Below are 25,453 nucleotides of genomic sequence, written 5' to 3' on the forward strand. Positions count from 1 at the left end.
CCGCCCCATGAGCACCATGACCCCTGCCGAGATCGTCTCGGAACTCGACAAGCACATCATCGGCCAGGCCAAGGCGAAGAAGGCCGTCGCGGTCGCGCTGCGCAACCGCTGGCGCCGCCAGCAGGTCGCCGACCCGCTGCGCCAGGAAATCACGCCGAAGAACATCCTGATGATCGGGCCGACGGGCGTCGGCAAGACCGAAATCGCACGACGCCTCGCGAAGCTCGCCGACGCGCCGTTCATCAAGATCGAAGCGACCAAGTTCACCGAGGTCGGCTACGTCGGCCGCGACGTCGACAGCATCGTGCGCGACCTGATCGAGATCTCGGTCAAGCAGACGCGCGAATCCGAGATGCGCAAGGTGCGCAGCAAGGCCACCGACCAGGCGGAAGACCGCATCCTCGACATCCTGCTGCCGCAGCCGCGCGCGGTGGGCTTCGGCGGCAATGCCGACCACGCGAACGACGACAACAACGCGACGCGCCAGACCTTCCGCAAGCGCCTGCGCGAAGGCCAGCTCGACGACAAGGAAGTCGAGCTCGACCTCGAGCAGCCGTCGGCCGGCATGGACATCATGGCGCCGCCGGGGATGGAAGAAATGACCGAGCAGATCCGCTCGATGTTCTCGAACCTCGGCAGCGGCAAGAAGCAGCGCCGCAAGGTGAAGATCAAGGAAGCGCTGAAGCTGCTGACCGACGAGGAAGCGGCGAAGATGCTCAACGACGAGGAAGTGAAGACGAAGGCCGTGCAGAACGTCGAGCAGAACGGCATCGTGTTCCTCGACGAGATCGACAAGATCACGTCGCGCAACAACGAAGGCAGCGGCGGCGAAGTGTCGCGCCAGGGCGTGCAGCGCGACCTGCTGCCGCTCGTCGAGGGCACGACGGTCAACACGAAGTACGGGATGGTGAAGACCGATCACATCCTGTTCATCGCGAGCGGCGCATTCCACCTCGCGAAGCCGAGCGACCTGATTCCCGAACTGCAGGGCCGCTTCCCGATCCGCGTCGAGCTCGACTCGCTGTCGGTGAAGGATTTCGAGGCAATCCTCGTCGCGACCGATGCCAGCCTCGTCAAACAGTACCAGGCGCTGCTCGCCACCGAAGACGTGCAGCTCGAGTTCGCCGAAGACGGCATTCGCCGCCTGGCCGAAATCGCGTACGCGGTCAACGAGAAGACCGAGAACATCGGTGCGCGCCGGCTCTACACGGTGATCGAGAAGCTGCTCGAGGAAGTGTCGTTCTCGGCCGGCAACCACGCCGGCGAGCGCGTGACGATCGATGCGCAGTATGTCGACCGTGCGCTCGGCGAAGTGTCGCAGGACGAAGACCTGTCGCGCTACGTGCTGTAACGCGCGCGGTGGCGAATGCGAAACGGGCGGCTCCTTCGGGGCCGCCCGTTTTCGTTGGGGCGGCCGGCCGCTGCCGCCGCACCGCTTACTGGCGCACCGGCTTCTTCGCGAGCTTGCGCTGCAGCGTGCGGCGGTGCATGTTCAGCGCGCGCGCGGTTGCCGAAATGTTGTTGTTGTTCTCCGCGAGCACGCGCTGGATGTGCTCCCATTCGAGCCGGTCGACCGACAGCACGACCGGATTCTCGAGCGCCTCGTCGGCCTGCACTTCGCTCGCGTTGGTCTGCAGCGCGGCCAGGATCGACTCGATGTTCGCCGGCTTCGCGAGATAGTTGTCGGCGCCTTCCTTCACGGCCTGCACGGCGGTCGCGATGCTCGCGTAGCCGGTCAGCACGAGAATCCGCGCGTCGGGCTGCAGGTCGCACAGCGGCGCGATCAGGCTCAGCCCCGAATCGTCGCCGAGATGCAGGTCGACGGTGATGAACTGGAACTTGCCGCCGGCCGCGAGCCGCAGCGCCGCCTCCTTGTCGTGCGCCTGCTGGACCGCGTAGCCGCGGCGCTCGAGGCCGCGCGCGAGCGTGCCCGCGAACACCTCGTTGTCGTCGATCACCAGGAAATTGTTCTCGCTCATGTGGTTTCTCCGTCTACGTGTTGGTTGAGGCGGCCGGCGCCGTGACGCGCGCCACCGGCAGGCGCAGCACCGCGCGGGTGCCGCGGCCGGTGACGCCAGCCGGGCGGCTGTCCGGCGCGGCTGCCGCTCGTTCGCTCGCGCGCTGGCCCGACGCAGCAGCGGCGTGACCGTTCGCACCGCCACCCGCGCGCCCGTTGCCGCCCGCCGCGCGCGGCGTGACATCGGACAGCTCGACCTCGCCGCCGAGGCGCGCGGCCGCGCTGAACGCAAGATACAGGCCGACCCCGTGCCCGCCCTGCGTGCTGTCGACCGGCATCGCGCCGAGCGATTCGCGCAATGCGGCCGGAATGCCCGGGCCGTCGTCGCATACTTCGAATTCGATCTGGTCGCCCGCCCGGTCGTTGTGCGCGAGCTTCGCGGCCAGCGTCACGCGGTGCGGGCTCGCCCGCGCGGCATTGTCGAGCAGGATCGTCAGGATCTGGCCGGCCGCGACCGTGTCGTCGAGCGCGACGCCAGACGGGCGCGCACCCAGCAGCTCGAACTGCACGTGCGGATGCCGCAGGCGCCAGTGCTCGACGAACGTGTCGAGCCAGTCATCCACCGGCTGACGGCTCGCCGGCGCGCTCGCGCGGCTGCGCAGCCGCGCGAGCGCCGACGTGCAGAGCGTCATCTGTTCTTCCAGCACCTTCAGGTCGCCCTCGTAGCGCGCGAGCCCCGGATCGGCGCGGGCCGCATCGCGCAGTTCCTCCGCGAGCATCGCGATCGTCGACAGCGGCGTGCCCATCTCGTGCGCGACGGTGGCCGCCTGCACGCCGAGCGCGACCGCCCGCTCGTCGCGCAGCAGGTGCGCCTGCGCCTCGCCGAGCGCCGCATCGCGCTGGCGCAGCGCGTTCGACATGCGCGCGACGAACCATGCGATCAGCCCGACGCTGACCATGAAGTTCGCCCACATCCCGGTGCGGTAGTAGTCGAACAGGTTCGCCGGGTTATCCATGTTGAGCGGCACCGAATCGAAGCCGAGCGCCGCGTAGCACGCGACCGCGAACGCCGCGAGCCAGATCATCAGGTGCCACGGCAGCACGGCCGCCGCGATCGCGAGCGACGGCAGGTACAGCGACACGAACGGGTTGGTCGTGCCGCCCGACAGGAACAGCAGCGCCGACAATGCGCCGAGGTCGACCCACAGCTGGCCGAGCAGCTCGAAATTGGTCTCGGGCCGCGCGCGCAGCACGCGCACCCAGGTCAGCGCGTTGAAAACGATTTCGAGCGCGATGACCATCAGCATCGCCGGCAGCGGCAGATGCACGCCGAAATAGGTCTGCACGACGCCGATCGTCACGAGCTGGCCGATGATCGCGAGATTGCGCAGCCAGAACAGGTGACTGAGGTTGACGCGCCCGGTGGTGGTGATTCGTTGCATCCGAGCAGTTTACCCGTTTAGCGCCCGGCGCCTCTACCGGGGGCCGGATCGGTGGGGACGAACGGAGCACCGGGCGAGCCGGCGTCGCATCGGGTTGCACGGGCCGGCAACCGTCAGCCGGCCGCACCGGTCATGCGTTGCGCGATCTCGTCGGCGAGGCACTCCGGACAGCGGCAACGCGTACCGGCTGCCGACGGCGCGCCGCCGGGCAGGGCCGGCATCGATGCACACCAGCACTCGAACGGCTGCGTGCCGGCGCCGCAGTCGAAGCCGCGCCCGCAGTGCGGGCAACGCGCTCGGCGCGGGGTCGAACGGGCGGCGGCGGCGGAATCGGTCATGGCTCAAGCGTGAAAGCGGGCATGCACGTCTCCCTACGCGACAAGCATAGCGCGGCGCACGGATTTTGCACGTCTGCCGTCCGGCCGATGCGTGCCGCCGACACCGCGCCGCACGCGGCGCACGTCGCCCCGCTCGCGCCGCCGGCGCGGGGGTCGGCGCAGGGTTCGGCGTGGGGTTCGGCGTGGGGTTCGGCGTGGGGTTCGGCGCAGGGTCCGGCGCAGGGTCCGGCGCCATGGCCGACGGGCCGCCGCGCGTGGCGCCGGGCCCGCGCGATCGGCCGTCCGGCCAGCCCAAAAACCCGATGCTGCGCTGCGCCACTCCTGTACAATTCGCCCTGTTTCAACCGTTCCCAGCCAGAGCCGCCGCCATGTCCGAGCCCATCGACCTCTCGCAGATCGCCCCCACGCTGAAGGCAGAAATCCTCGCCGAGGCGCTGCCGTACATCCGCCGCTACCACGGCAAGACCGTGGTGATCAAATACGGCGGCAACGCGATGACGGAAGAGCGGCTCAAGCAGGGTTTCGCGCGCGACGTGATCCTGCTGAAACTGGTCGGCATCAATCCGGTGATCGTCCACGGCGGCGGCCCGCAGATCGATCATGCGCTGAAGAAGATCGGCAAGGCCGGCACCTTCATCCAGGGCATGCGCGTCACCGACGAAGAAACGATGGAAGTCGTCGAATGGGTGCTGGGCGGCGAAGTCCAGCAGGACATCGTGATGCTGATCAACCACTTCGGCGGCCATGCGGTGGGCCTGACGGGCAAGGACGGCGGCCTGATCCATGCTCGCAAGCTGCTGATGCCGGACCGCGACAATCCGGGCCAGTACATCGACATCGGCCAGGTCGGCGAAGTCGAGGCGATCAACCCGGCGGTCGTGAAGGCGCTGCAGGACGACGCATTCATCCCGGTGATCTCGCCGATCGGCTTCGGCGAGGACGGCCTCTCATACAACATCAACGCCGATCTGGTCGCGGGCAAGCTCGCCACGGTGCTGAACGCCGAGAAGCTGCTGATGATGACCAACATCCCCGGCGTGATGGACAAGGACGGCAACCTGCTGACCGACCTGTCGGCGCGCGAGATCGACGCGCTGTTCGAGGACGGCACGATCTCGGGCGGCATGCTGCCGAAGATCTCGTCGGCGCTCGACGCGGCGAAGAGCGGCGTGAAGTCGGTGCACATCGTCGACGGCCGCATCGAGCACTCGGTGCTGCTGGAAATCCTGACCGAGCAGCCGTTCGGCACGATGATCCGCTCGCATTGAGCGCGCGCCGCAAGACCACCCGCCCCGACCTGCCGGCGTCGCTGCGACGCCGGCGCATCTCCCGCAGCCGGCCGCGCGCCGGCTCGCCTGTCTGGCTGTTCGATCTCGACAACACGCTTCACCACGCATCGCACGCGATCTTCCCGGAGATCAACCGCGCGATGACGCAATACATCATCGACACGCTCCACGTCGGGCGCGTCGAAGCCGATCGCCTGCGCACCGGCTACACGCAGCGCTACGGCGCCGCGCTCCTCGGCCTCACGCGCCACCATCCGATCGATCCGAACGACTTCCTGCGGGTCGTGCACACGTTTTCCGACCTGCCCGCGATGCTGCGCGCCGAGCGCGGCCTTGCGCGCATCATCGCCGCGCTGCCGGGCCGCAAGTTCGTGCTGACCAACGCGCCCGAGAACTACGCGCGCGCGGTGCTGCGCGAGCTGCGCATCGAACGCCTGTTCGAGCGCGTGATCGCGATCGAGCACATGCGAGACCGGCGTGCGTGGCGCGCAAAGCCCGATCACACGATGCTGCGCCGCACGCTGCGCGCCGCGCACGCGCGGCTCGCCGACGCGATCCTCGTCGAGGATACCCGCAGCCACCTGAAGCGCTACAAGCGCCTCGGCATCGGCACCGTATGGATCACGGGCCACCTTCCGGGTCATCTGCCGAACATCGGCCGGCCGCATTATGTCGACCAGCGCATTCGTTCGTTAAAATCGCTGCGACTGGGCACACGATCGGGGCGACAAAAATGCAGCCGACTTACCCGCAGGACCAAGCCGTAACGGAAGACCAGGCCACGCCGTCCCGCCCGCGCCCGAAGCCGGGCGAGCGGCGCGTGATGATCCTGCAGACGCTCGCCGCGATGCTGGAGGCGCCGAAGCCCGAAAAAATCACGACGGCCTCGCTCGCGGCCCGGCTCGACGTGTCGGAAGCCGCGCTGTACCGGCACTTCTCCAGCAAGGCGAAGATGTACGAAGGGCTGATCGAGTTCATCGAGCAGGCGCTGTTCGGCCTCGTCAACCAGATCGTCGCGAAGGAGCCGAACGGCGTGCTGCAGGCACGCACGATCGCGCTGACGATGCTCAATTTCGCCGCGAAGAACCCCGGCATGACGCGCGTGCTGACCGGCGAGGCGCTGGTCGGCGAGGACGAGCGGCTCACCGAGCGCGTGAACCAGCTGCTCGACCGGATCGAGGCGACCGTCAAGCAGTGCCTGCGGGTCGCGCGCACCGAATCCCAGGCGCCCGACGGCGCGGCGCCGTTCGTGCTGCCGGCCGATTACGATCCCGCCGCGCGCGCAAGCCTGCTCGTCAGCTATGTGATCGGCCGGTGGCATCGCTTTGCCAAAGGCGGGTTCCAGAAGCCGCCCGGGGAACAGGCCGATGCGCATTTGCGGCTGATTCTGCAGTGACGCGCGCTTCCATCCGACTCGGCACGACCGGACAAGTGAGCCAGCGCTTCTCGATATCGGCCAGCCTCCGCGCGGAAGGCAACCTGTCCGACTACTCGGTGGCCACGGGGCAATTCACGGCAAAGTACCGCTGCTGGTAACGGGCCAGCGGGCCGCACGCCCCGATGCAATCCGCCTCCGGCGGAATTCCGCTATACTTTGCCGACTTGCCGCCCCCTTGGCGGCAGGCCGGAAGCGCGCCGATTTGCTGACTCGATTGCGGGCGCGCGAACCGGCCGGGGCCTTGACGCGTCGATGCGTCGTTCCCCGGCGGTTCACTACAAATGCGGCTAAAGAGGTCGTCAGCCGCGCACCTTCGACTCCGCGCCTCGCCGACACCATTTAGCCGCCCAGTCATATGGCATAAGGCGGAACGAATGGAATCGATCGGCATCGTCGCTCCACAGACCATGCACTTCGCCGAACCGCTGCGCTTGCAAAGCGGCAGCGTGATCGGCAACTATCAGCTCGTCGTCGAGACGTACGGCGAGCTCAACGCCGCGCGCTCGAACGCGGTGCTCGTCTGCCACGCGCTCAACGCGTCGCACCACGTCGCCGGCGTCTACGCGGACGATCCGCGCAGCACCGGCTGGTGGGACAACATGGTCGGCCCCGGCAAGCCGCTCGACACCAACCGCTTCTTCGTGATCGGCGTGAACAATCTCGGGTCGTGTTTCGGCTCGACCGGCCCGATGAGCATCGATCCGTCGACCGGCAAGCCGTACGGCGCGCGCTTCCCCGTCGTCACCGTCGAGGACTGGGTGCACGCGCAGGCGCGCGTCGCCGACGCATTCGGCATCGAGCGCTTCGCCGCCGTGATGGGCGGCAGCCTCGGCGGGATGCAGGCGCTCGCGTGGAGCCTGATGTATCCGGAGCGCGTCGCGCACTGCATCGACATCGCGTCGACACCGAAGCTGTCCGCGCAGAACATCGCGTTCAACGAGGTCGCACGCTCGGCGATCCTGTCCGATCCCGACTTCCACGGCGGCGACTACTACGCACACGGCGTGAAGCCGAAGCGCGGCCTGCGCGTCGCGCGGATGATCGGCCACATCACGTACCTGTCCGACGACGACATGGCCGAGAAATTCGGCCGTGCGCTGCGCCGTGCGGACGGCGCGCTCGACGCGTACAACTTCAGCTTCGACGTGGAGTTCGAGGTCGAGTCGTACCTGCGCTATCAGGGCGACAAGTTCGCCGACTACTTCGACGCGAACACCTATCTGCTGATCACGCGCGCGCTCGACTACTTCGATCCGGCGAAGGCGTTCGACGGCAACCTGACGGCCGCGCTCGCGCACACGCAGGCGAAATACCTGATCGCGAGCTTCTCGACCGACTGGCGCTTCGCGCCGGCGCGTTCGCGCGAGATCGTGAAGGCGCTGCTCGACAACAAGCGCACGGTCAGCTACGCGGAAATCGACGCGCCGCACGGCCACGACGCGTTCCTGCTCGACGACGCGCGCTATCACAACCTGCTCCGCGCGTATTACGAACGAATCGCCATCGAGGTGGGGGCATGAACCAGCAAGCACTGAATTCCCTGTCCGCCCGCGCGGACTTCCGCGCGATCGCCCGCTGGGTCGAACCGCGCGCGACCGTGCTCGACCTCGGCTGCGGCGACGGCTCGCTGCTGTCGCTGCTGTCGGAAGAACTCGACGTGTCCGGCTACGGGATCGAACTGAACGACGCGGGCGTGCTCGCCAGCGCGAAGAACGGGATCAACGTGATCCAGCAGAACCTCGAGGACGGCCTGCGCCTGTTCGAGGATCACAGCTTCGATTTCGCGATCCTGTCGCAAACCCTTCAGACGATCCACCAGACGGCCGCGATCCTGCGCGAAACCGCGCGCGTCGGACGCGAATGCATCGTGTCGTTCCCGAACTTCGGCTACTGGGCGCACCGGTTGTCGGTGCTGCGCGGCCGGATGCCGGTGTCGAAGTCGCTGCCTTACCAGTGGCACAACACGCCGAACGTCCGGGTGCTGACGATCAAGGATTTCGAGGCGCTCGCGCCCGAAGTCGGCGTCACGATCCTCGACCGCATCGTGCTGCACGAAGGCCAGCCGATTCGATGGGGAGCGAACTGGCGTGGTAGTCTTGCTGTCTATCGCGTCAAGCGCAGCTGAGCCGGGGGGCCGTTGACGGACGCCGACGGCCCGCACGCACGTACGGCCGCGCTCCTGTGCTACCCGCGCCGCCGCCTGCGCTGCCGCCGCCATCAGTCAACGCTACCCAGTTTCCGTCCATGTCCAAAACGCCACACGAGGCGCCCGCACTCACCGCTCACGAGGATCACCCCGGCTGGCGCGCCTATCTGAACACGCACATGCTGATCTGCGTGTTCCTGGGCTTCACGTCGGGGCTGCCCCTGTTCACGCTCGTCTACCTCGTGCAGGCATGGCTGCGCTCCGAGGGCGTGAACCTGAAGGAAATCGGCCTGTTCGCGCTGATCCAGTTCCCGTATACGTGGAAGTTCCTGTGGGCGCCGCTGATGGACCGCTACATCCCGCGCCTGCCCGGCTGGCGGCCGGGCCGCCGGCGCGGCTGGATGCTGCTCACGCAGGTGCTGGTCGCCGGCGCGATCGCCGCGCTCGGCTTCGTGTCGCCGCGCGACTCGATCTGGACGGTCGCCGCGCTCACGACGCTCGTCGCGTTCTTCGGCGCAAGCTCCGACATCGTGATCGACGCCTATCGCCGCGAACTGCTGCGCGACACCGAGCAAGGCCTCGGCAACGCGGTGCACGTGAACGCATACAAGCTCGCCGCGCTGATCCCCGGCTCGCTCGCGCTGATCCTGTCCGACCACATGCCATGGGACGCCGTGTTCGCGCTCACCGGCGCGTTCATGCTGCCGGGCATCCTGATGACGCTGCTCGTGCGCGAACCGGAAGTCGTCGGCGCGCCGCCGCGCAACCTGCGCGACGCGATCGTGCTGCCGTTCCGCGAATTCATCCAGCGCGACGGCTGGAGCGGCGCGCTGCTCGTCATCGCGTTCATCTTCCTGTTCAAGATCGGCGACACGATGGCCACCACGCTGTCGACGTCGTTCTTCCTCGACATCGGCTTCACGCGCACCGAGATCGGCATCGTCGCGAAGACCACCGCGCTCGTCGCGAGCGTCGCCGGCGGCATCATCGGCGGCGTCTGGCTCGTGAAGATCGGGATCGGCCGCGGGCTGTGGATCTTCGGCGCGCTGCAGATGGTGTCGACGCTCGGCTTCGCATGGCTCGCGCAACTCGGCCCCGGCTCGCCGGTGCTCGCGATGCTGTACGACTTCACGGTATCGACGAGCCATGCGATCGCGGCGGCGCTGTCCGTGTTCGGCGTCGCGGTCACGCCGCAATTCAGCCCGATGACGGTCGCGCTCGCGATCGTCTACGGCGTCGAAACCTTCACGACCGGCCTGACGATGGCCGCGTTCGTCGCGTATATCGCGAGCACGACCGATCCGCGCTACACGGCCACGCAGTTCGCGCTGTTCACGAGCCTCGCGTCCGTGCCGCGCACCCTCGCATCGGCCGCGAGCGGCTTCATCGTCGCGAAGATCGGCTGGTTCGACTACTTCATCGTGTGCACCGCGCTCGCGATCCCCGGCATGCTGCTGCTGTTCAAGATCGCGCCGTGGAACGGCACCGCGCGCAACGGCGAGGCCAGCCGTGCGCAATGACCGCCTGCATCGCGTGGCGCGCGTCGCCGCCGCGCTGGGCGTCGGCTTCGCGACGCTTGGCGCGGCGGGAAGCGCTCATGCGTCCGACACCGTTGCGGCCATGGCCGGCTCCGCGCCCGCTGCCCCGGCATCGCCGTCCACACCGGCTGCATCCGCTCCCCCGCCTGCAGCCGAAGCCGCGCAGCCGACCGGCGCCGCCGTGCCCGCGAAAGCCTATACGCCGGCGCCGCAGCAGGTTCGCTACGGCAATGCGATCGCGTTCCGCACGCTGATCCCGTCGCCGCTGCTCGAACAACTCACCGCGAACGAATACGCGCAGATCGTCCAGGCCGCCGCCGACAGCGACCGCCTGCTGCCCGCGAACCAGCCGCGCGTGAAGCGGCTGCGCGCGATCGTCATGAAGCTCGCGCCGTATTCGGTGAAGTGGAACGATCGTGTGAAGAGCTGGGCGTGGGACGTCAACGTGATCCGCTCGCGCGACATCCGCATCACCTGCCTGCCGGGCGGCAAGGTGCTCGTGTACGGCGGGCTGCTCGATCGCGTCCGCCTGAACGACGACGAGTTCGGCGTGCTGATCGCACACGGCATCGCGCATGCGCTGCGCGAACACGCGCGCAGCAATTTCAGCGCGACGTCGCAAACGTCGCTGCGCGCCGCCACGCTGCCGCCGCTGTTCGGCGTCGGCGATCCGTTGCCGCAGGCGCTGAACCTCGGCGAACGCCTGCAGACGCTGCGCTACGACCCGACCGACGAAACCGAAGCCGACGTGATCGGCGGCGACATCGCCGCCCGCGCGGGCTTCGATCCGCGCGCGGCGATCACGCTGTGGGACAAGCTCGCGGCGGCGACGCGCGCGAACAAGACGTCGGGCTTCATCTACATGCATCCGTACAGCGCCGCGCGGCGGCAGGATCTGCTGAACCGCCTGCCGGACCTGATGCCGCTGTATGCGAAGGCGACGGCCAAACGCGTCGACACGCTGCCCGACTACGCGGGCATCAGCGCGCAGCGGCGCAAGGTCGTACGGCGCTGAGCGCCGCACCCGGCGGCTTCCCCGGGAATCACCGGCACGCATCACCGGCGCACGAGGCCAGGCGCTACGCGCCGACTTCCGACTCGACCGGCCGGCTGCCGATTTCGCGCATCCAGCGTACTTCGTCTCCCGGGCTGCGGCCGAACAGCCGCTTGAACTCGCGGCTGAACTGCGACGCGCTCGCATAACCGACCCGTGCCGACGCCGCACCCGCGCCGAGACCGTCCTGCACCATCATCAACCGGGCCTGGTGCAGGCGCGCGGCCTTCACATACTGCATCGGCGACGTCGCCGTCACGTGCTTGAACTGCGCGTGGAACACCGCAACGCTCATCCCGGCCTCGCGCGCGAGCGTCTCGACGTCGAGATCGGCCTTCAGGTCCGCATGGATGCGCCGCAGCGCCTTCGCGATGCGGCCGAAATGATGCTGCTGGACGAGCGCCGCCCGAATCGCGTCGCCCTGCGCCCCCGTCAGCACGCGGTATGCGATCTCGCGCATGATCGCCGGCCCGAGCACGCACGTGTCGTGCGGCGACGCGAGCGCTTCGAGCAGCCGCACCACCGCGTCGGCGAGCGGCGCGTCGAGCGGCGTCGAATAGACGCCGTGCGGCTCGCTGACTGAAGCACCCAGCGTCTCGTCGAGCAGGATCGCGAGCTCGGCGATCACCGCGAGATCGACGCGGATCGAGATCGCGAGAAACGGCTCGTCCATGCTCGCGAAGGTCTCGCATTCGAACGGTAGCGGCACCGACAGCACGAGATACTGCTGCGCGTCGTAGACGAACGAGCGGTCGCCGAGATAGCCGAGCTTGCGGCCCTGGCACACGACGATGATGCTCGGTTCGTACAGCACCGGCATGCGCGGCACGGGGCGGTTCACGCGGAAGAAGCGCACGCCGTCGAGCGCCGCCGGCGTATCGCCCTCGTTCGGCGCGAGACGCGCATGCAGCTCGATCATGCGGCGCCGCACACGGTCGCCCGTGTCGTCGAAAAGGGGTTGGAAGCTCACGGGCGTCGTCATGTCCGGCAAGAGAATCAGGCTCGCAATGTAGCACCTTGAAAGCGTTTTGACGGCCGTTCGCGTGCACTTCGAGAGGAATAGGCAAATCTTCGAGACCTTCGTGTATTTCGCCGACGCGGCCCGCTCCTTACGATGGGCACCTGTCTCGCCGCGTCGCCACATGATGCGGCGGCAGTCTGATTCGCCGGACTTTTTGCCGGACAAGGAGCCCCCTGCATGAGCACAACCTACGCTTACGCGGCGACCGACGCGCGCTCGCCGCTCGCCCCGTTCGAATTCCAGCGCCGCGCGCTGCGCGACCTCGACGTCCAGATCGAGGTGCTCTACTGCGGCGTCTGCCACTCGGACCTGCACCAGGCCCGCAACGAATGGCGCAACACGATCTACCCGGTCGTGCCGGGCCATGAAATCGTCGGCCGCGTGACCGCGACCGGCCCGCAAGTGTCGCGCTTCAAGGTCGGTGAGCTGGTCGGCGTCGGCTGTCTCGTCGATTCGTGCCGCACCTGCCCGAGCTGCGCGGAAGGCCTCGAGCAGTATTGCGAGAACGGCTTCGTCGGCACCTACAACGGCCAGGACCGCGTGACCGGCGACGTCACGTACGGCGGCTATTCGACGCAGCTCGTCGTCGACGAGGCATTCGTGCTGCGCGTGCCCGAGACACTCGACCCGGCCGGCGCCGCGCCGCTGTTGTGCGCGGGGATCACGACCTATTCGCCGCTGCGCCAGTGGAACGTCGGGCCCGGCAAGAAGGTCGGGATCGTCGGCCTCGGCGGCCTCGGTCACATGGGCGTGAAGCTCGCGCGCGCGATGGGCGCGCACGTCGTGCTGTTCACGACGTCGCCGTCGAAGATCGAGGACGGCAAGCGTCTCGGCGCGCATGAGGTCGTGATCTCGAAGGACGAAGCGCAGATGAACGCGCACCTGAACAGCTTCGACTTCATCCTGAACACGGTCGCCGCGCAGCACGACCTGAATCCGTTCCTGCACCTGCTGAAGCGCGACGGCACGATGACGCTCGTCGGCGCGCCGGAGCACGACCATCCGTCGCCGCAGGTGTTCAACCTGATCTTCAAGCGCCGCCGCCTCGCGGGCTCGCTGATCGGCGGGATCGCGGAAACGCAGGAAATGCTCGACTTCTGCGCGGAGCACGGCATTACGTCGGATATCGAAACGATTCCGATGCAGCAGATCAATGCCGCTTACGAGCGGATGCTGAAGAGCGACGTGAAGTACCGGTTCGTGATCGACATGGCGTCGATCAAGCAGTAAGCGACGCACCAAACGAAACGGGGCCGCATGTTCGACATGCGGCCCCGTTTTGCGTCCGGCGACCGGACGACTCGACGGCGACGCGCAGCGCGTCGCGCCGACGCTCACTTCTTGTAGTCGTAATCGACCGTCAGCGGCGCGTGATCGCTGAACTTGATGTCCTTGAAGATCGACGTGCGCTTCGCGGTGCCGGCCACGCCCGGCGTCGCGATCTGGTAATCGATCCGCCACCCGACGTTCTTCGCGTACGCCTGGCCGCGATTGCTCCACCACGTGTACTGCTCGGGGCGCGGATCGAGCGTGCGGAACACGTCGACGTAGCCGACATCGTCGAACAGCTGCGTGAGCCACGCGCGCTCTTCCGGCAGGCAGCCCGAATTCTTCTGGTTGCTCTTCCAGTTCTTGATGTCGATTTCCTTGTGCACGATGTTCACGTCGCCGCACAGGATCACCTCGCGCTTCTTCTTCAGCTCGGCGAGGTGCGGCATGAACTCGTCCATGAAGCGGTACTTCGCCTGCTGGCGCTCTTCGCCGCTCGAGCCGGACGGCACATACACCGACACGACCGACAGCTTGCCGTAGCGCGCCTCGACGTAGCGCCCCTCGGAGTCGAATTCGCTGCTGCCGAAGCCGATGATCACGTCATCGGGCTCGTGGCGGCTGTACACGCCCGCGCCGCTGTAGCCCTTCTTCTCGGCGTGATGGAAGTAGCTCCTGAAGCCGTGCGGCTCGACGAATTCGGCCGGCAGGTCGTCGGCCGATACCTTGATTTCCTGCACGCACACGCAGTCGGCATTCTGTTCGCCGAGCCATTCGAAGAAGCCCTTCTTCGCGGCGGAGCGGATGCCGTTCAGGTTGGCGGTAATCACTCGCATCATGTCGGGTTCCGTTGTTCAGTTCAGTTCGATGTGGTTGCAGGTTCGCAGCCTAGCGGATCTTCACGCCTTCGAGTTCCGGCTTCGGCGGCGGGAATTCGAGCTTCATGTCGGTCATCGTGCGCAGCAGCAGCTCGGCGATCATCACGTTGCGGTGCGTCTTCGAGTTCGCCGGGATCACGTACCACGGCGCATGCTCGGCCGACGTCGCGGCGAGCGCATCGCGGTACGCCGACTGGTACGCCTCCCAGTGCTTGCGCGCGTCGAGATCGGCGATGTCGAACTTCCAGTGCTTGGTCGGATCGTCGATGCGCGCCTGCAGCCGCTCGCGCTGCTCGTCCTTCGAGATGTGCAGGAAGCACTTGACGATCGTCGTGCCGTTCTCGAACAGCATCGTCTCGAAATCGCGGATCTGCCGGTAGCGGCGCTCGCATTCCTTGTCATCGATCGCGCCGATCACGCGCGGCACGAGCACGTCTTCGTAGTGGCTGCGGTTGAAGATCGCGAGCTCGCCCGCGGCCGGTACCTGCGCATGCACGCGCCAGAGGAAGTCGTGCGCGGCCTCGATCGGCGTCGGCGCCTTGAACGACACGACGCGCAGGCCGAGCGGATCGACCTCGCGGAACACGGCGCGCACGGTGCCGTCCTTGCCGCTGGTATCCATCCCCTGCAGCACGAGCAGCACGCGCTTCTTCTGCTGCGTGTGCAGGCGCTCCTGCTGGACGTCGAGCTCGGTCGATACGGCCGACAGCCGTTCGCGGTCGGCGTCCTTCGACCCCGACGAAAACGGCTTCGCGGCCGGATCGAACGCATCGAGCTTGAATGCGGCAGCTTCCTTCTCGCGCGTGCTGTACGGCACGCGGAAATCGTCGAGCGACGGTTGTTTCGCCATTCGTTCCTCCGTTGGACGGTGCGATGCACACGCGCACACGATAACGCATGCACCAAAACGACGGGCCGCCCCGAACAGGTTCGGCGGCGGCCCGTGGTCAGGCGCGGTTCAGGCGCGCGGCCATGCTCAGCCGAGTTTCTTCTTCAGCAGCTCGTTGACCTGCTGCGGATTGGCCTTGCCCTTGGTCGCCTTCATCGCTTGGCCGATCAGCGCGTTGAACGCCTTTTCCTTGCCGGCGCGGAACTCCTCGACCGACTTCGCGTTCGCCGCCAGCACCTCGTCGATGATCGCTTCCAGCGCGCCGGTGTCGGAAATCTGCTTCAGGCCCTTCGCGTCGATGATGCGGTCGGCCGCGCCTTCGTCGGTCGCCTTCTCGTCCCAGATCGTCGCGAAGATTTCCTTCGCGATCTTGTTCGAGATCGTGCCGTCGGCGATGCGCTGCAGCACCAGCGCAAGCTGCGCGGCCGACACGGGAATCGCGTCGATCTCGATGCCGTCGCGGTTCAGCTGCGACGACACGTCGCCCATCAGCCAGTTCGCGGCGATCTTCGCGTTCGCCGCGCCGGCCTTCGCGACCACCGCCTCGAAGTAGGCGGCCATCGCCTTGCTCGACGTCAGCACGCCCGCGTCGTACGCGGACACGCCGTACTGCTCGACGAAGCGCTGCTGCATCGCGGCCGGCAGCTCGGGCATGCCGGCCTGCACGCGCTCGACCCAGTCACGGCCGATCACGAGCGGCATCAGGTCGGGGTCGGGGAAGTAGCGGTAGTCGTGCGCGTCTTCCTTGCTGCGCATCGAACGCGTCTCGCGCTTGTCCGGATCGTAGAGGCGCGTTTCCTGCACGACTTCGCCGCCGTCCTCGATCAGCTCGATCTGGCGGCGCACTTCGTAGTTGATCGCCTCTTCAAGGAACCGGAACGAGTTCAGGTTCTTGATCTCGGCACGCGTGCCGAACTTTTCCTGGCCGACCGGGCGCACCGACACGTTCGCGTCGCAGCGGAACGAGCCTTCCTGCATGTTGCCGTCGCAGATGCCGAGCCACACGACGAGCGCGTGCAGCGCCTTCGCATACGCGACGGCCTCGGCCGCGCTGCGCATTTCCGGCTCGGTGACGATCTCGAGCAGCGGCGTGCCCGCGCGGTTCAGGTCGATCCCGGTCATCCCGGCGAAGTCTTCATGCAGCGACTTGCCCGCATCTTCCTCGAGGTGCGCGCGGGTCAGGTTGACGGTCTTCTCGTACGCTTCCTTGCCGGCCTTTTCGTTGGCGGGCACCTGGATCGTGATCTGGCCGCCCTGCACGACCGGAATCTCGTACTGGCTGATCTGATAGCCCTTCGGCAGATCGGGGTAGAAGTAATTCTTGCGCGCGAAGATGCTGCGCGGCGCGATGGTCGAGCCGATCGCGAGGCCGAAGCGGATCGCGCGCTCGACCGCGCCGCGGTTCAGCACCGGCAGCACGCCCGGCAGCGCCAGGTCGACCGGGCAAGCCTGCGTGTTCGGCTCCGCGCCGAACTGCGTCGACGCGCCCGAGAAAATCTTCGAGACGGTCGACAGTTGCGCGTGCGTCTCGAGACCGATGACGACTTCCCATTGCGTAGTCATTGCTTACACCCCTGCCGGAACTTGCTTGTGCCAGTCGGTCGCGCGCTGGAACGCGTCGGCGACCTGCAGCATCCGGGCTTCGTTGAAATAGTTGCCGATGATCTGCAGACCGACCGGGCGCTTCGCGTTCGCGCCGGCGCCGAAGCCGCACGGCACGCTCATGCCGGGCAGACCGGCGAGGCTCACCGACAGCGTGTAGATATCCGCGAGATACATCTGCACCGGATCGTCGCCCTTCGCGCCGAGATCCCATGCGACCGTCGGCGACGCCGGGCCCATGATCACGTCGCACGACTTGAACGCTTCCTGGAAATCGTTCGCGATGATGCGGCGGATCTTCTGCGCCTGCAGGTAGTACGCGTCGTAGTAGCCGTGCGACAGCACGTAGGTGCCGACCAGGATCCGGCGCTTCACCTCGGGGCCGAAGCCTTCGGCGCGCGACTTCTTGTACATGTCGAGCAGGTCGCCGTACTGCGCGGCGCGGTGGCCGAAGCGCACGCCGTCGAAACGCGACAGGTTCGACGATGCTTCCGCCGGTGCGATCACGTAGTACACGGGGATCGACAGTTCCGTCTTCGGCAGCGACACCGGCACGAGCGTCGCGCCGAGCGCTTCATACTGCTTGAGCGCCGCGTCGATCGACGCGCGCACGTCGTCGGCCAGACCATCACCGAAATACTCGTTCGGCAGGCCGATGCGCAGCCCCGCGAGCGGCTTGCCCGCATCGTTGCCGGCCGCCCACGGCTGGCCGAGGTGACGCGTGAAATCCTCGTCGTCGCGCTCGAGGCTCGTCGAGTCGCGCTCGTCGAAGCCGGCCATCGCGTTCAGCAGCAGCGCGCAGTCGGACGCGCTCTGCGCCATCGGGCCGCCCTGGTCGAGCGACGACGCGAACGCGATCATCCCGTAGCGCGACACGCGGCCGTAGGTCGGCTTGATGCCCGTTACGCCCGCGAACGACGCGGGCTGGCGGATCGAGCCGCCGGTGTCGGTGCCGGTCGCGGCCGGCGCGAGGCGCGCGGCGACGGCCGCCGAGCTGCCGCCCGAGCTGCCGCCCGGCACGGCGTTCGTGTCCCACGGGTTCTTCACCGCGCCGAACGCCGAGTTCTCGTTGGACGAGCCCATCGCGAACTCGTCCATGTTGGTCTTGCCGAGCGTGACCATGCCGGCCGCCTGCAGGCGGGCGACGACGGTCGCGTCGAACGGGCTTTCGTAGTTCGCGAGCATCTTCGAGCCGGCGGTCGAGCGCCAGCCGCGCGTGACGAACACGTCCTTGTGCGCGATCGGCAGGCCGGTCAGCGCGCCGCCCGCGCCGCGCGCGAGCTCGGCGTCGGCGGCCTTCGCCTGCGCAAGAGTGAGGTCGGCATCGACATGGACGAACGCGTTCAGGTCGCGTGCCGCGTCGATCCGTTTCAGGTAGAGCTGCGCGAGCTCGACGGCCGAGCATTCCTTGGCGGCGAGCGCGGCGCGCAGTTCGGTCAGGCTTTTTGCGTGCATTGAGTGGTTTTCCTGGGAATTCTGGGTGGCGCGCGGCGCAGGCCGGCCGGCGCGCTTCTCATCGAATGCTTACTCGATCACCTTCGGCACGAGATAGAGGCCGTCCTGGACGGCCGGCGCCGGACGCTGGTTGTCGTCGCGATTGACGACTTCCGTCACGGCGTCGTCGCGCAGGCGCTGCGCGACTTCCTGGATCTGTTCGATCGGGTGGGCGAGCGGCGCGATGCCGGCGGTGTCGACCGCCTGCATCTGCTCGACGAGGCCGAAGAATTCATTGAGCTGGCCGAGCGTATGCTCGGCGTCGGCGTCGGCCATTTCGAGTCGCGCGAGGTGCGCGATGCGTTTCACATCGGTCAGGGTCAGGGCCATGCGATCACCGGAAAAACAAGGCTGCGCAGCGCATCGAAAAGCGCGCTGCGGCGGGGGGTTGGAGGGTACGATCCCACCCTCAAAAATCAGGGCCGAAGCGGCAAAAATACCGTCCGTTTCGATTCAAATACCGCGAAATTATAAGGTATCATTACGCGTTCGACCCAAACCCGGCAGCCTTTTCCCGCACCGTTTCGCCCCGCTTCGGCAAGCCGTGCGTGCTTCGTGCGATTCCCGGTAGACATCACTCGCAGCTTCGTGCGCCGCGGCGGCCGCTTCCGCCACGCTTCCCGAGGCTGTTATTTTTTCCGCTGCCCGCCCTCAGCGTTCGCTATGCAGGGCCGGCCCAGAGCGAAACAGGATTCTGAATGTTCGGTTTTTTGCGCAGCTACTTCTCCAACGACCTGGCGATCGACCTCGGCACCGCAAACACCCTGATCTACATGCGCGGCAAGGGCATCGTGCTCGATGAGCCGTCGGTCGTGTCGATCCGCCAGGAAGGCGGCCCCAACGGCAAGAAGACGATCCAGGCAGTCGGCAAGGAAGCCAAGCAGATGCTCGGCAAGGTGCCGGGCAACATCGAGGCGATCCGCCCGATGAAGGACGGCGTGATCGCCGACTTCACCGTCACCGAGCAGATGATCAAGCAGTTCATCAAGACGGCGCACGAGTCGCGCATGTTCTCGCCGTCGCCGCGCATCATCATCTGCGTGCCGTGCGGCTCGACCCAGGTCGAGCGCCGCGCGATCAAGGAAGCCGCGCACGGCGCCGGCGCATCGCAGGTCTACCTGATCGAGGAGCCGATGGCGGCCGCGATCGGCGCCGGCCTGCCGGTGTCGGAAGCCACCGGCTCGATGGTCGTCGACATCGGCGGCGGCACCACGGAAGTCGGCGTGATCTCGCTCGGCGGCATCGTCTACAAAGGCTCGGTGCGCGTCGGCGGCGACAAGTTCGACGAAGCGATCGTCAACTACATCCGCCGCAACTACGGGATGCTGATCGGCGAACAAACCGCCGAGGCGATCAAGAAGGAAATCGGCTCCGCGTTCCCGGGCTCCGAAGTCAAGGAAATGGAAGTGAAGGGCCGCAACCTGTCGGAAGGCATTCCGCGCAGCTTCACGATCTCCAGCAACGAAATCCTCGAAGCGCTGACCGATCCGCTGAACCAGATCGTGTCGTCGGTGAAGATCGCCCTCGAGCAGACGCCGCCGGAACTCGGCGCCGACATCGCCGAGCGCGGGATGATGCTGACGGGCGGCGGCGCACTGCTGCGCGACCTCGACCGCCTGCTCGCGGAAGAAACCGGCCTGCCGGTGCTCGTCGCCGAAGATCCGCTCACCTGCGTCGTACGCGGTTCGGGCATGGCGCTCGAACGCATGGACAAGCTGGGCAGCATCTTCTCGTACGAGTGATCGACGAGTGATCGCCTAAGCAGTCCCGTTTGATATGGCGCACCCGCGGCGTGGCCGGATCGCTCGTTCAGAACGAACCGCCACGCCGTTCGCGCGTCTGAGCATTATTTAACCGATCGCCACGCGCCCGGCGCCGACCATGGAATACAGTCCGCCGCCCCTCTTCAAGCAAGGTCCGCCCGCGCTCGCGCGGCTCATCTTCTTCGTCGCCCTCGCCATCGCGCTTCTCGTATCGGACGCGCGCTTCAGCACGCTCGAAATCGTCCGCGGCGTGCTCGGCACCGTGCTGTACCCGCTGCAGCGCGCGGCGCTCGTGCCGCGCGACCTGTTCATGGGCGCGGCCGACATCGCCGTCACCGGTGCGTCGCTGCGCCACGAGAACGACGCGCTGCGCAAGCGCAACCTGCAGCTGTCCACGCAGGCCAACCAGGCCGCGGTGCTCGCGCAGGAGAACACGCATCTGCGCGCGGTGCTCGAGCTGCGCCAGCACATCGCGACGCATTCGACGCCGGTCGAGATCCAGTACGACACCAGCGACCCGTTCACGCAGAAGATCGTGATCGGCCAGGGTTCGCAGCAGGGCATCCAGAACGGCGCGCCGGTCGTCAGCGAGGACGGCGTGATCGGCCAGGTCACGCGCGTGTTCCCGCTGCAGGCCGAAGTCACGCTGATCACCGACCGCGATCTCGCGATTCCCGTGCAGGTGCTGCGCACCGGCCTGCGCAGCGTGATCTACGGCACGCCGAAGGGCGATTCGCTCGACCTGCGCTTCGTGCCGACGAGCTCGGACCTCGTCGCGGGCGACGAGCTCGTCACGAGCGGCCTCGATGGCGTCTATCCGCCGGGCCTGCCGGTCGCGAAGGTCGCGAAGGTCGACAAGCTCGCCGATACCGCGTTCGCGCGCGTGACCTGCGCGCCGGTCGCCGCCGTGCGCGGCGCGCGGCAGATGCTCGTGCTGCATTACCAGAACGATGTCCCGCCGCGCCCGGCCGAGCCCGAGCCGGCCGACAAGAACGCGAAGGGCAAGAAGGGCGCCAAGGCCGCCTCGAAGGGCGACAAGGCCGAGAAGGCCGACGCGAACGCGAAGCCGGCCGCCGCGGCCGCACCCGGCGCGAAACCGGCGCCGGCTGCACCTGCCGCCCCCGCCGCTCCGGCCAAGCCCGCCGCCGCGCCCGCGAAGCCCGCGGCCGGGCAACCAGGAGCCCAGCGATGAACCGCCCGCAATACATCCTGCAGCCGGTCAACCCGTACTTCATCGTCTTCAGCCTCGCCGCCGCGTTCCTGCTGAACCTGATGCCGTGGGGCCGCCTGCCCGGCGTGCCCGACTTCGTCGCGCTCGTGCTGCTGTTCTGGAACATCCACCAGCCGCGCAAGGTCGGAATGGGCGTCGCGTTCGCGCTCGGCATCCTGATGGACGTGCATGACGCGGGGCTGCTCGGCGAGCATGCGCTCGCCTATACGCTGCTGTCGTACGGCGCGATCACGATCCACCGCCGCGTGCTGTGGATGCCGATCGGCGTGCAGGTGCTGTACGTCACGCCGCTGCTCGTCGTCGCGCAGCTGGTGCCGTTCGTGATCCGCCTCGTGATGGGCGCCGCGTTTCCCGGCTGGCGCTATCTGGTGGACGGCTTCGTCGAGGCCGCGCTGTGGCCGATCGCGAGCCACCTGCTGCTGATGCCGCAACGCCGCCCGGTCGACCCGGACGATACGCGCCCCATCTGAGCCGGACCGACCTTGAATACCCGCCGCCCCCACGCCCGCGCGCCGCGCTCCGGGGCGGCTCCTCGCCCGCGCGCGCTCGCCGCGCACGGGCCAGATCGATCGTAACCGCATGACCGAATTCAACGACACCCAACAGCAGCTCTCGAAGTTCCGCCTGCGCGTCGCGGCGGCGGGCGTGTTCGTGTTCGTCTGCTTCGGGCTGCTCGCGAGCCGCTTCTTCTACCTGCAGCTGATGCAGCACGGCAAATACGCGCTGCAGGCCGAGGAAAACCGCATCTCGGTCGCGCCGATCGTGCCGAACCGCGGGATCATCACCGACCGCAACGGCGTGGTCCTCGCGAAGAACTATTCGGCCTACACGCTCGAGATCACGCCGTCGAAGCTCGACGACACGCTCGACAACACGATCGACAAGCTGTCCGAGATCATCCCGATCGACGCGCGCGACCGCCGCCGCTTCAAGAAGCTGCAGGAAGACTCGAAGAACTTCGAGAGCCTGCCGATCCGCACGCGCCTCACCGACGCGGAAGTCGCGCGCTTCACCGCGCAGCGCTTCCGCTTTCCCGGCGTCGACGTGCGCGCGCGGCTGTTCCGCCAGTACCCGCTCGGCATGACGGCCGCGCACGTGATCGGCTACATCGGCCGGATCTCGAAGCGCGACCAGGATCGCATCGACGCGATGAGCGACGACAACGACAGCGACCAGGAACACTACGATCCGCGCCGCGACGCGAACAACTACAAGGGCACCGACTACATCGGCAAGATCGGCGTCGAGCAGAGCTACGAAACCGAGCTGCACGGCCTCACGGGCTTCGAGGAAGTCGAGGTGACGGCCGGCGGCCGGCCCGTGCGCACGCTGTCGCGCACGCAGGCGACGCCCGGCAACAACCTCGTGCTGTCGCTCGACATCGCGCTGCAGCAGGTCGCCGAGCAGGCGTTCGCCGGCAAGCGCGGCGCGCTCGTCGCGATCGAGCCGAAGACGGGCGACGTGCTCGCGTTCGTGTCGTCGCCGAGCTTCGACCCGAACTCGTTCGTCGACGGCATCGACCAGCAGACCTGGGACGAACTGAACAACTCGCCCGACAAGCCGCTCCTGAACCGCCCGCTGCACGGCACCTACCCGCCCGGCTCGACGTACAAGCCGTTCATGGCGCTGGCCGGCCTGACGCTCGGTAAGCGCACGCCGGGCTGGGGCTTCCAGGATCCCGGCTACTTCACGTTCGGCGGGCACACGTTCCGCAACGACGTGCGCTCGGGCCAGGGCTGGGTCGACATGAACAAGGCGATCATGGTGTCGAACGACACCTACTTCTACATGCTCGCGCGCGATCTCGGCGTGAACGCGATCGCGAACTTCATGAAGCCGTTCGGCTTCGGCCAGATCACCGGCATCGACATCCAGGGCGAGGCGCGCGGGATCCTGCCGTCGACCGACTGGAAGAAGAAAGCGTTCAAGAAGGCCGCGCAGCAGAAGTGGTTCGACGGCGAGACGATCAGCCTCGGGATCGGCCAGGGCTACAACTCGTACACGATCCTGCAGCTCGCGCATGCCACCGCGACGCTCGCGAACAACGGCGTCGTGATGAAGCCCCACCTCGTGAAGGAAGTCGAGGATCCGATCACGCGCGGGCGCCACCTGACCGTGCCGAAGGAAAGTGAAACGATCCCGCTCAAGCAGGCCGACATCGATGTCGTGAAGCGCGGGATGGAGAACGTGATCGAGAATCCGTCCGGCACCGCGTACAAGGTGTTCCGCGGCGCGTCGTACCTCGCGGCCGGCAAGACCGGTACCGCGCAGGTGTTCTCGCTGCAGGGCTCGAACTACAAGGGCCACCTGCTCGCCGAGCACCTGCGCGACCACGCTCTGTTCATCGCGTACGCGCCGGTCGACCATCCGCAGATCGCGCTCGCGCTGGTCGTCGAGAACGGAGGCTGGGGCGCGCAGGCCGCGGGCCCGATCGCGCGCCGCGTGCTCGACTTCTATCTCGTCGAGCGCCAGAAACCGGAGAACGAGGCGGCCGCCGTCGCCGCCGCCGCGTCGGCGACCGAGCCGATCAGCGCACCGGTGATCGGCGATGCCTCGAAGGCCGTGTCCGTCGCGGCCGGCTTCAAGGCGCTGCCGCAGCCCGTCGTGCCGGCCGCGGCCAGCGCGGCGGATGCGGCATCGGCCGCGTCGGCGCCCGATGCGTCGGGTGCGGCCGCGGCAAGCGCGGCGCAGCCCGCCGACGCGAGCGCCGCGGCGCCGAGGGCCGCGAGCCTGCCGCCGATCCGGCGCCCGCACCGGCCGCGCCGGCCCGCCAGCGACGCGCAGCCGCTCGCCGCCGCGCCGCGCGACGACAACTTCCGTGTCACGGCCTCCGCGAAAGCGGTGAACGCCGGCACCGCTCATTAACGGAGAAAGGCATGCAATTCGACAAGCGCGCCTGGCTCGACAAGATCAAGCAGATGTTCGCGGGCTTCGACCGCCCGCTCGCCCTCATCGTGTTCCTGCTGCTGTGCGTCGGCATCGTCACGCTGTACAGCGCGTCGATCGACATGCCGGGCCGCGTCGAGGATCAGCTGCGCAACATCCTGCTGACGTTCGTGCTGATGTGGGTGATCGCCAACATCCCGCCGACGACACTGATGCGCTTCGCGGTCCCGCTCTATACGTTCGGGGTCACGCTGCTGGTCGCCGTCGCGCTGTTCGGGATGACCAAGAAGGGCGCGAAGCGCTGGCTGAACGTCGGCGTCGTGATCCAGCCGTCGGAAATCCTCAAGATCGCGACACCGCTGATGCTCGCGTGGTACTACCAGCGCCGCGAAGGCGGGCTGCGCTGGTACGACTTCATCGCCGCGTTCGCGATCCTGCTGGTGCCGGTCGGCCTGATCGCGAAGCAGCCCGACCTCGGCACGGGCCTGCTCGTGTTCGCGGCCGGCTTCTTCGTGATCTACCTCGCGGGCCTGTCGTTCAAGCTGATCGTGCCGGTGCTCGTCGCGGGCGTGATCGCGGTCGGCTCGATCGCCGTGTTCGAAGAGCGCATCTGCCAGCCCGAAGTGCAGTGGCCGCTGATGCACGACTACCAGAAGCACCGCGTGTGCACGCTGCTCGATCCGACCTCCGACCCGCTCGGCAAGGGCTTCCACACGATCCAGGCCGTGATCGCGATCGGCTCGGGCGGCGCGCTCGGCAAGGGCTACCTGAAGGGCACCCAGGCCCACCTCGAATTCATTCCGGAGAAGCACACCGACTTCATCTTCGCGGTGTTCTCGGAAGAATGGGGGCTCGCCGGCGGCCTCGTGCTGCTGACGCTGTACATGGCGCTGATCGCACGCGGACTCTATATCGCCGCGCAGGGCGCGACGCTGTTCGGCCGGCTGCTCGCGGGCTCGCTCACACTCGCGTTCTTCGTCTACGCATTCGTCAACATCGGGATGGTGAGCGGCGTGCTGCCCGTCGTCGGCGTGCCGTTGCCGTTCATGAGTTACGGCGGCACCGCACTCGCGACGCTCGGTGTCGCGATCGGCATGATCATGAGCGTCGGGCGACAGCGGCGGTTGATGAAGAGCTGACGGCGCGGCGCGACACGGCACGCAGTCGCAAGTAATGAAAAACGGCGCCTCGGCGCCGTTTTTTCGTTCTGCGCGTATC

The 25,453-nt window shown here is 67.5% G+C and carries 23 protein-coding genes; 14 read left to right on the plus strand and 9 right to left on the minus strand.

The window, feature by feature from the left end:
- Positions 1-7: 7 nt before the first annotated feature.
- Entirely contained in the window at positions 8-1,351 is a 1,344-nt protein-coding gene (gene hslU / locus DIE12_RS15250) for an ATP-dependent protease ATPase subunit HslU (protein ID WP_044847842.1), read from the plus strand.
- A gap of 85 nt (positions 1,352-1,436) precedes the next feature.
- Here hslU and DIE12_RS15255 read toward each other — a convergent pair whose 3' ends face one another.
- The 3 genes from DIE12_RS15255 to DIE12_RS15265 form a co-directional block, all read right to left on the minus strand.
- Positions 1,437-1,979, minus strand: a complete 543-nt coding sequence (locus DIE12_RS15255; protein WP_044847841.1) for a response regulator transcription factor — start codon at positions 1,977-1,979, stop codon at positions 1,437-1,439.
- Between the two features lie 13 nt (positions 1,980-1,992).
- On the minus strand, positions 1,993-3,399 hold the full coding sequence (locus DIE12_RS15260; RefSeq protein ID WP_044847840.1) for an ATP-binding protein: 1,407 nt from the start codon (positions 3,397-3,399) through the stop codon (positions 1,993-1,995).
- Between the two features lie 113 nt (positions 3,400-3,512).
- Positions 3,513-3,737: a cysteine-rich CWC family protein gene (locus DIE12_RS15265; protein ID WP_124486691.1), complete on the minus strand. Its 225-nt coding sequence runs from the start codon at positions 3,735-3,737 to the stop codon at positions 3,513-3,515.
- Between the two features lie 368 nt (positions 3,738-4,105).
- Between DIE12_RS15265 and argB the strand changes: the two genes are divergently transcribed.
- From argB to DIE12_RS15315, 7 genes are all read left to right on the plus strand, one after another.
- A complete protein-coding gene (argB, locus tag DIE12_RS15280; protein ID WP_006490510.1) occupies positions 4,106-5,005 on the plus strand; it encodes an acetylglutamate kinase in 900 nt (299 codons plus the stop codon).
- Positions 5,002-5,793 carry an HAD-IA family hydrolase gene (locus tag DIE12_RS15285; protein ID WP_124486692.1) on the plus strand — a complete coding sequence of 264 codons (792 nt, stop codon included), beginning with the start codon at positions 5,002-5,004 and terminating at the stop codon, positions 5,791-5,793. The genes argB and DIE12_RS15285 overlap by 4 nt, the downstream gene beginning before the upstream one ends.
- Positions 5,760-6,422: a nucleoid occlusion factor SlmA gene (gene slmA / locus DIE12_RS15290; protein WP_124486693.1), complete on the plus strand. Its 663-nt coding sequence runs from the start codon at positions 5,760-5,762 to the stop codon at positions 6,420-6,422. The genes DIE12_RS15285 and slmA overlap by 34 nt, the downstream gene beginning before the upstream one ends.
- Before the next feature lie 416 nt (positions 6,423-6,838).
- Positions 6,839-7,984 carry a homoserine O-acetyltransferase gene (locus DIE12_RS15300; RefSeq protein ID WP_044847831.1) on the plus strand — a complete coding sequence of 382 codons (1,146 nt, stop codon included), beginning with the start codon at positions 6,839-6,841 and terminating at the stop codon, positions 7,982-7,984.
- Positions 7,981-8,589, plus strand: a complete 609-nt coding sequence (gene metW, locus DIE12_RS15305; protein ID WP_044847830.1) for a methionine biosynthesis protein MetW — start codon at positions 7,981-7,983, stop codon at positions 8,587-8,589. The genes DIE12_RS15300 and metW overlap by 4 nt, the downstream gene beginning before the upstream one ends.
- A 119-nt stretch (positions 8,590-8,708) precedes the next feature.
- A complete protein-coding gene (locus DIE12_RS15310; protein ID WP_124486695.1) occupies positions 8,709-10,130 on the plus strand; it encodes an AmpG family muropeptide MFS transporter in 1,422 nt (473 codons plus the stop codon).
- The gene (locus tag DIE12_RS15315; protein WP_124520554.1) at positions 10,120-11,163 is read left to right on the plus strand and encodes a M48 family metallopeptidase; all 1,044 of its coding nucleotides are present in this window, start codon (positions 10,120-10,122) and stop codon (positions 11,161-11,163) included. The genes DIE12_RS15310 and DIE12_RS15315 overlap by 11 nt, the downstream gene beginning before the upstream one ends.
- A 64-nt stretch (positions 11,164-11,227) precedes the next feature.
- On the opposite strand, the gene DIE12_RS15320 is transcribed toward DIE12_RS15315, so the two are convergent.
- Positions 11,228-12,172: an AraC family transcriptional regulator gene (locus DIE12_RS15320; RefSeq protein WP_044847827.1), complete on the minus strand. Its 945-nt coding sequence runs from the start codon at positions 12,170-12,172 to the stop codon at positions 11,228-11,230.
- Between the two features lie 228 nt (positions 12,173-12,400).
- On the opposite strand from DIE12_RS15320, the gene DIE12_RS15325 reads away from it, so the two are divergent.
- A complete protein-coding gene (locus DIE12_RS15325; RefSeq protein ID WP_124520555.1) occupies positions 12,401-13,453 on the plus strand; it encodes an NAD(P)-dependent alcohol dehydrogenase in 1,053 nt (350 codons plus the stop codon).
- A 104-nt stretch (positions 13,454-13,557) separates the two neighbouring features.
- Here DIE12_RS15325 and DIE12_RS15330 read toward each other — a convergent pair whose 3' ends face one another.
- From DIE12_RS15330 to gatC, 5 genes are all read right to left on the minus strand, one after another.
- On the minus strand, positions 13,558-14,331 hold the full coding sequence (locus DIE12_RS15330) for an exodeoxyribonuclease III (RefSeq protein WP_044847825.1): 774 nt from the start codon (positions 14,329-14,331) through the stop codon (positions 13,558-13,560).
- 49 nt (positions 14,332-14,380) lie between these two features.
- The gene (locus DIE12_RS15335) at positions 14,381-15,220 is read right to left on the minus strand and encodes a polyphosphate kinase 2 family protein (RefSeq protein ID WP_124486698.1); all 840 of its coding nucleotides are present in this window, start codon (positions 15,218-15,220) and stop codon (positions 14,381-14,383) included.
- A 126-nt stretch (positions 15,221-15,346) separates the two neighbouring features.
- The gene (gene gatB, locus DIE12_RS15340) at positions 15,347-16,822 is read right to left on the minus strand and encodes an Asp-tRNA(Asn)/Glu-tRNA(Gln) amidotransferase subunit GatB (protein WP_044847823.1); all 1,476 of its coding nucleotides are present in this window, start codon (positions 16,820-16,822) and stop codon (positions 15,347-15,349) included.
- 3 nt (positions 16,823-16,825) lie between these two features.
- A complete protein-coding gene (gene gatA, locus DIE12_RS15345; protein ID WP_124486699.1) occupies positions 16,826-18,316 on the minus strand; it encodes an Asp-tRNA(Asn)/Glu-tRNA(Gln) amidotransferase subunit GatA in 1,491 nt (496 codons plus the stop codon).
- Between the two features lie 69 nt (positions 18,317-18,385).
- Positions 18,386-18,685, minus strand: coding sequence for an Asp-tRNA(Asn)/Glu-tRNA(Gln) amidotransferase subunit GatC (gene gatC / locus DIE12_RS15350; RefSeq protein WP_006407213.1), 300 nt, complete (start codon positions 18,683-18,685; stop codon positions 18,386-18,388).
- A gap of 368 nt (positions 18,686-19,053) precedes the next feature.
- On the opposite strand from gatC, the gene DIE12_RS15355 reads away from it, so the two are divergent.
- The 5 genes from DIE12_RS15355 to rodA all read left to right on the plus strand — a co-directional run bounded on the left by DIE12_RS15355 (position 19,054) and on the right by rodA (position 25,374).
- A complete protein-coding gene (locus DIE12_RS15355; protein ID WP_004189550.1) occupies positions 19,054-20,097 on the plus strand; it encodes a rod shape-determining protein in 1,044 nt (347 codons plus the stop codon).
- A gap of 139 nt (positions 20,098-20,236) precedes the next feature.
- The gene (gene mreC, locus DIE12_RS15360) at positions 20,237-21,310 is read left to right on the plus strand and encodes a rod shape-determining protein MreC (protein ID WP_124520556.1); all 1,074 of its coding nucleotides are present in this window, start codon (positions 20,237-20,239) and stop codon (positions 21,308-21,310) included.
- On the plus strand, positions 21,307-21,819 hold the full coding sequence (mreD, locus tag DIE12_RS15365) for a rod shape-determining protein MreD (RefSeq protein WP_009687274.1): 513 nt from the start codon (positions 21,307-21,309) through the stop codon (positions 21,817-21,819). The genes mreC and mreD overlap by 4 nt, the downstream gene beginning before the upstream one ends.
- 109 nt (positions 21,820-21,928) lie before the next feature.
- Positions 21,929-24,214 (plus strand): penicillin-binding protein 2, encoded by a 2,286-nt coding sequence (gene mrdA / locus DIE12_RS15370; protein ID WP_124486701.1) that lies wholly within the window; start codon positions 21,929-21,931, stop codon positions 24,212-24,214.
- 11 nt (positions 24,215-24,225) lie between these two features.
- The gene (gene rodA, locus DIE12_RS15375; RefSeq protein ID WP_044847360.1) at positions 24,226-25,374 is read left to right on the plus strand and encodes a rod shape-determining protein RodA; all 1,149 of its coding nucleotides are present in this window, start codon (positions 24,226-24,228) and stop codon (positions 25,372-25,374) included.
- Positions 25,375-25,453 lie beyond the last annotated feature (79 nt).

Origin of the sequence: Burkholderia sp. Bp9015, assembly GCF_003853505.1 — a bacterium.
GTDB lineage: Bacteria > Pseudomonadota > Gammaproteobacteria > Burkholderiales > Burkholderiaceae > Burkholderia.

What these genes read in the sequence shown, in the direction of transcription:
- argB (WP_006490510.1), top strand. Translation starts at nt 4,106, where the DNA reads ATGTCCGAGCCCATCGACCTCTCGCAGATCGCCCCCACGCTGAAGGCA.
- mrdA (WP_124486701.1), top strand. Translation starts at nt 21,929, where the DNA reads ATGACCGAATTCAACGACACCCAACAGCAGCTCTCGAAGTTCCGCCTG.
- DIE12_RS15325 (WP_124520555.1), top strand. Translation starts at nt 12,401, where the DNA reads ATGAGCACAACCTACGCTTACGCGGCGACCGACGCGCGCTCGCCGCTC.
- metW (WP_044847830.1), top strand. Translation starts at nt 7,981, where the DNA reads ATGAACCAGCAAGCACTGAATTCCCTGTCCGCCCGCGCGGACTTCCGC.
- DIE12_RS15330 (WP_044847825.1), bottom strand. Translation starts at nt 14,331, where the DNA reads ATGATGCGAGTGATTACCGCCAACCTGAACGGCATCCGCTCCGCCGCG.
- gatB (WP_044847823.1), bottom strand. Translation starts at nt 16,822, where the DNA reads ATGACTACGCAATGGGAAGTCGTCATCGGTCTCGAGACGCACGCGCAA.
- gatA (WP_124486699.1), bottom strand. Translation starts at nt 18,316, where the DNA reads ATGCACGCAAAAAGCCTGACCGAACTGCGCGCCGCGCTCGCCGCCAAG.
- hslU (WP_044847842.1), top strand. Translation starts at nt 8, where the DNA reads ATGAGCACCATGACCCCTGCCGAGATCGTCTCGGAACTCGACAAGCAC.
- DIE12_RS15355 (WP_004189550.1), top strand. Translation starts at nt 19,054, where the DNA reads ATGTTCGGTTTTTTGCGCAGCTACTTCTCCAACGACCTGGCGATCGAC.
- gatC (WP_006407213.1), bottom strand. Translation starts at nt 18,685, where the DNA reads ATGGCCCTGACCCTGACCGATGTGAAACGCATCGCGCACCTCGCGCGA.
- DIE12_RS15310 (WP_124486695.1), top strand. Translation starts at nt 8,709, where the DNA reads ATGTCCAAAACGCCACACGAGGCGCCCGCACTCACCGCTCACGAGGAT.
- DIE12_RS15265 (WP_124486691.1), bottom strand. Translation starts at nt 3,737, where the DNA reads ATGACCGATTCCGCCGCCGCCGCCCGTTCGACCCCGCGCCGAGCGCGT.
- rodA (WP_044847360.1), top strand. Translation starts at nt 24,226, where the DNA reads ATGCAATTCGACAAGCGCGCCTGGCTCGACAAGATCAAGCAGATGTTC.
- mreD (WP_009687274.1), top strand. Translation starts at nt 21,307, where the DNA reads ATGAACCGCCCGCAATACATCCTGCAGCCGGTCAACCCGTACTTCATC.
- DIE12_RS15255 (WP_044847841.1), bottom strand. Translation starts at nt 1,979, where the DNA reads ATGAGCGAGAACAATTTCCTGGTGATCGACGACAACGAGGTGTTCGCG.
- DIE12_RS15260 (WP_044847840.1), bottom strand. Translation starts at nt 3,399, where the DNA reads ATGCAACGAATCACCACCACCGGGCGCGTCAACCTCAGTCACCTGTTC.
- mreC (WP_124520556.1), top strand. Translation starts at nt 20,237, where the DNA reads ATGGAATACAGTCCGCCGCCCCTCTTCAAGCAAGGTCCGCCCGCGCTC.
- DIE12_RS15335 (WP_124486698.1), bottom strand. Translation starts at nt 15,220, where the DNA reads ATGGCGAAACAACCGTCGCTCGACGATTTCCGCGTGCCGTACAGCACG.
- slmA (WP_124486693.1), top strand. Translation starts at nt 5,760, where the DNA reads ATGCAGCCGACTTACCCGCAGGACCAAGCCGTAACGGAAGACCAGGCC.
- DIE12_RS15300 (WP_044847831.1), top strand. Translation starts at nt 6,839, where the DNA reads ATGGAATCGATCGGCATCGTCGCTCCACAGACCATGCACTTCGCCGAA.